Genomic DNA, 4,277 nt, shown 5'->3' with positions numbered 1-4,277 from the left:
GGTCCAGACCCGACGCCTGCTCCGCTGGCTGGTCTTGTTCCGTCTTGGTCATGACGGCCTACCTCCGACGATCGGCGCGCTTGGAAGCGGCTCGCTTCGATGACGTCGTCTTCTTGGCCGGACCGGTCTTCTTCGCCGGAGCGGTCTTCTTCGCCGCCGTCTTCTTCGCCGCCGTCTTCTTCGCCGCGGTCTTTTTGGCCGGAGCGGACTTCTTCGCCGCCGTCTTCTTCGCCGCGGACTTCGTCGCCGCCGTCTTGCCGGCCGCCGTCTTCTTGCTGGGCGCGGTCTTCTTCGCCGCTGTCCTGCTGGAAGCGGTCTTCTTCGCCGGTGCGGTCTTCTTCGCCGGTGCGGACTTCTTCGCCGCCCGAGGCTTCTCTTCGCCGGCGGGAGCGGCCTTCTCGCTTGCCGATGATGCGGGTGCCTTGCGGGACCGATCCGATCGCGAACCGCGGCGCCTCCGCGGCTTCGCTTCCGGCTCTTCCTCCGGCTCTTCCTCCGGCTCTTCCTCCGGCTCCTCTTCCGGCTCCTGCTCCGGTTCTTCCTCCTCCTCTTCCTCCTCCTCTTCCTCGAATTCGCCTTCCGGCTCTTCCTCTTCTTGCTCTTCCTCTTCCTCGGCCTGGTCCTCGTCGTACTCGGCCTCGGGCTCTTCTCCTTCCTCCGGCTCTTCCCCTTCCCCTTCCTCTTCCTCCTCCTCGTACTCCGCGTCCTCGTCTTCCGGCGCGTACTGCTCCTCGTCCTCGCCCTCCTCCCCCTCATCCGCCTTCTCGAGGAGTCGGGACGTACGGTCGCTGAGGGTGTCGGCAAGCGTGGCCATGCCCCGGTCGGCGGCGGCGCTCATAGCCTTGCGGCCCGCCTCCAGCACTTCCCCGCGCAACTGCTCCTGCAATTCGGCGACCTGCGGAATCTCCCCCAACCTGCGCATTCCCTCGGCGGCGAGCTGGCGAGGTTCGAGACCGAATCGCCGGCCGGCCAGGTAGGTCGCAATGGACAGGGCCAACCGGCCCTTCTTGGTACGACCCAGCACATAGCCGCCCACTACAGCAGCGGCGAGGGCCACCTTTTCCTTGTCATCCATGATTGCGTCACCTTCGATCGTTCGGCCCGGAACAGGCTTGTGCGGCATGCAGCCGATCGAGCAGCCGTTCCTCTTCTCGTTCGAACTCCTCCAAGCTGATGTCGCCCTCTTCGAGTTCCCTGTTCAGCACAGCCAGCTGGGCACGGAGCACTCCTGGGTCGTGCAACTCACGCTCGGCCGCGTCATTGAGCTTCTCCGCCACCCAGACGACGCCACGGACCGGCGCGATGGGCAGAGTGAGCAAACCGGTGATCAGTCCCATCTCAGACTCCAACGGTTCGGGCAGGAGTGCCTTCGGCGGAGACGAAGCTGTAGCAGGGCAACGGACCCGAAAGGCGGAGCTCCACCCGGTCACGGTTCGTGCGGGCCAACTGCTCGGCCGCCCCTCGGAAGGCATCGCTGTCACCGCGGTTGACGAGAAACGACGCGTTGAGCACGCATCCCTGGACGGCGGGCCCCGAAGCCACCGCACGGGCCTTGGGGGTGAGCTCGCGCAGAATTCGCCGACCGGCTTCGGCGGCCCTGCTCTCCAGAGCAGCCGCGACGGCCTCGCCCAGGCGCATGCTGGCCTCGTATCCGGGCCGTCGACGCACGGCGTCCCGCAGGCGACGGACGTTCTTGTCCTCCGCCACAAGGCTTGCCAGCGCGTCCTGTGCCGGGAGCGCCTTGACGTTGACCTCGACCCCGTCGGAGAGGTGTTCCAGCGCAGCCATGTGGTCCGTCTCGCGGGCCGTCAGCTCGCCGCGCACCGTGTCCTCGTCGCGTGCGACCATTCCGAACCGCATCGGCAGTACCGGACCCTGTTCCGACAGGCGCAGCAGGAGTTCCTGGTGAGCGAGGAGATCGCGTCGTCTGGCGCGGAGCTTGGGAGGAGCCTCACTGACGACAGCGGCGACCCGCCCCTGCCGGATCGCCCGCAGCGCGGCAGCCGGGTCGCCCACACCGGTCGCGTCTGCCGGCAGCGACCTTCCCGCCCGAATGATCGCGTAGACGTAGACACCATCGGCCGTCACAGCTCACGCCTCCGCGTGTCGTCGTCGACTGCTACTGCTGCTGCTACTGCTACTGCTCCGGGCCGGAGCGCGCCGCTTCCTCGGCCGTTCCTGCTGCTCCTCCTCGTCCTCGTCGGACTCGTCGGAGTCGTCGGAGTCGTCGTCACGCCCCCCGACCGCCTTGCGAACGGTGTCCCCCACCGTCTCCGCGGCCTTACGGACCTTGCGTTTGCCGATGGACTTGGCGGCGCCACCGCTGAGCAGCTCGGGGATGGTGGTGCTGCTGGAGTCACGCTCCAGGTCAAGCCGGTTGCACGCCTCCGCGAACCGCAGGTACGTGTCGACGCTCGCTACCACGATGCGCGCATCAATCTTGAGGATCTCGATGCCGACCAGGGACACCCGGACGAACACGTCGATCACCATGCCCCGGTCAAGAATGAGTTCGAGCACGTCGTACAACGTGCCGGCGCGCGGTGGGCACGCCACTACCTCATCGGAGTAGGTGGTCGCAGGCATGGGGCGTCCTTCCGGTTGTCGGGCAAACCTGGTGGTCACTCATCGGCGGACCCCCGCCGATAGCGGCGGACCCTGCGGTACTCCATGAGTTCGCCGTCCTGGTCGAGCCGCACCTCGTACGACGCGAGAAGGCTCGTCGTATCGGGAATCCGCGGCAGCTCGAGGACGTCCACGACGACACACCAACCGTCGTCCTCCCGCCCCACCGCCGATACACCCTCCGTGGGATGGCCGATCAAGCCCTCCAGACTCCGGCAGGCTGCACGCGCGGCTTGTTCCGCTCCCCGCACGGACGGCGTGCGGCGAGCGGTTGTCGTCGAGGTTTTCCTGGTACGCGGACGACGCTCTTCTGCCATGAACACAAGTCTGGTACGTCTCCGGCTCGGCGCACCTTGAGTGGACCAAGCGAGCGTTCGTACCCGGCGGCTGCCCGCTGTGACCGCGGTCAATAATTGTCCGGCGGAGCGGCGCCCCACGGTGTGCGGACACACGGGACCCGGCGGCGCGCGGCGGCATGTACCTGCCGCCACCATGCTCCTCAGCCCGGTCGCCGGCCGCGTGGACAGGCCCGTTCGGCGGCGCCGCCGTCGTTAGTCTGGATCGACCCTGGCCAGGGGAGCAACGGTTCGATGAGTGACCGCAGTTGAGCAGGTCAACGCCGCGAAATGGGACGCCTCGACGACCACACCTCGGCATCCGGGCCCGGCCCCTTGCGCCGTGCCGTGCCGCTGGACATGCACCCGCTCCGCGTCTGGATCTCTGCACAGGCCGGAGCAGGGCAGCGCGGGCGGTCGCTGCCGGGACAGCACTGATCCCGGCAGCCGAGTGAAGATGCGGCTGCCGGGATCGGTCGGCCGGTACTACTTGGGCTTGATGGCGTCCTTGGCCTTCTCCTTGGCCGAGCGCAGGTCGCCCTTGGACTCCTCGGCGTGCCCCTCGGCCTTCAGGGACTCGTTGCCCACGGCACCGCCGACGACCTTCTTGACCTTGCCCTTCGCCTGCTCACCCTTTGCCTGAGCCTTCTCGTCCGCAGCCACAACCACTCACACCCTGTCCTCATCGAGAAATAGTTCCCCACCTGTGTGACCCCGAATTGCGCCGTCAAACCCGGAAAGCGGCCACGGGATTTTTGCCACCCCGACTTCTGTAAAAAATAGGCGAGATCCGTCGGCGTGGAGATCTCTTCGCGGGGCATACGAGGGCTCGGAGGCTGATAACCATGATTCCCGTTCTTCTCGTTCTTCTGCTCGCCCTGATCCTCTTCGGTGCCGGTTTCGCACTCAAGGCACTCTGGTGGATCGCCGTCATCGTGCTGGTCGTGTGGGTCCTCGGCTTCGTGATCCGACCTGCGGGAACCGGCGGCAAGCGAGGCCGCTGGTACCGCTGGTAGGCCGATATTCCGCACTTCTTCAGTTCGCGTGTGTGGCATCTCGCATGCAGGGCACTCGAAGTTCAGAAGGAACGTCGTCGAAAATAGATGACGTTTGTACGACTCCGCAGTTCTTTCTGTGGAGCAGTGAAGAATTTTGATGAGGGAGCCGTTTTATGAGTGACAGCATCTGGGGCTACCAGGCGACCACCGGCCATATCGCGGGTACCGATCTGACCGGGTACAAGGTCGAGGCGACCGACGGCAGCATCGGGAAGGTCGACAAGCACTCGGACGACGTCAACTCCGCGTACCTCGTCGT

At 66.2% G+C, this 4,277-nt stretch carries 7 protein-coding genes and 1 pseudogene; 2 read left to right on the top strand and 6 right to left on the bottom strand.

Features of this window, described 5'->3' with window-relative positions:
• Positions 1 to 58: 58 nt before the first annotated feature.
• The 6 genes from ACFWBT_RS42060 to ACFWBT_RS42035 all read right to left on the bottom strand — a co-directional run bounded on the left by ACFWBT_RS42060 (position 59) and on the right by ACFWBT_RS42035 (position 3,623).
• Positions 59 to 1,075, bottom strand: coding sequence for a histone protein (locus tag ACFWBT_RS42060; protein ID WP_385709833.1), 1,017 nt, complete (start codon positions 1,073 to 1,075; stop codon positions 59 to 61).
• 7 nt (positions 1,076 to 1,082) lie between these two features.
• The gene (locus ACFWBT_RS42055) at positions 1,083 to 1,337 is read right to left on the bottom strand and encodes a gas vesicle protein GvpG (RefSeq protein ID WP_266765143.1); all 255 of its coding nucleotides are present in this window, start codon (positions 1,335 to 1,337) and stop codon (positions 1,083 to 1,085) included.
• 1 nt (position 1,338) lies between these two features.
• Positions 1,339 to 2,088, bottom strand: coding sequence for a GvpL/GvpF family gas vesicle protein (locus ACFWBT_RS42050; RefSeq protein ID WP_385709829.1), 750 nt, complete (start codon positions 2,086 to 2,088; stop codon positions 1,339 to 1,341).
• Between the two features lie 3 nt (positions 2,089 to 2,091).
• Positions 2,092 to 2,586 carry a gas vesicle protein GvpJ gene (gene gvpJ, locus ACFWBT_RS42045; protein WP_385709826.1) on the bottom strand — a complete coding sequence of 165 codons (495 nt, stop codon included), beginning with the start codon at positions 2,584 to 2,586 and terminating at the stop codon, positions 2,092 to 2,094.
• 35 nt (positions 2,587 to 2,621) lie between these two features.
• On the bottom strand, positions 2,622 to 2,942 hold the full coding sequence (locus tag ACFWBT_RS42040) for a gas vesicle protein (protein WP_385709823.1): 321 nt from the start codon (positions 2,940 to 2,942) through the stop codon (positions 2,622 to 2,624).
• Positions 2,943 to 3,446: 504 nt separating this feature from the next.
• Positions 3,447 to 3,623, bottom strand: a complete 177-nt coding sequence (locus tag ACFWBT_RS42035; protein ID WP_261705661.1) for a CsbD family protein — start codon at positions 3,621 to 3,623, stop codon at positions 3,447 to 3,449.
• A 182-nt stretch (positions 3,624 to 3,805) separates the two neighbouring features.
• Between ACFWBT_RS42035 and ACFWBT_RS42030 the strand changes: the two genes are divergently transcribed.
• Together ACFWBT_RS42030 and ACFWBT_RS42025 are read left to right on the top strand one after the other, a co-directional pair.
• Complete coding sequence (locus ACFWBT_RS42030; RefSeq protein ID WP_385709820.1) at positions 3,806 to 3,976, top strand: hydrophobic protein; 171 nt, start codon at positions 3,806 to 3,808, stop codon at positions 3,974 to 3,976.
• Positions 3,977 to 4,131: 155 nt separating this feature from the next.
• Positions 4,132 to 4,277 (top strand): annotated as a pseudogene (locus ACFWBT_RS42025) (PRC-barrel domain containing protein); the annotation flags it as partial.

Source organism: Streptomyces sp. NPDC060027, from assembly GCF_042737005.1.
Lineage (GTDB): Bacteria > Actinomycetota > Actinomycetes > Streptomycetales > Streptomycetaceae > Streptomyces.
Note: the sequence above shows the minus strand (reverse complement) of the source record. Positions and strands in the feature narration are given on the sequence as shown.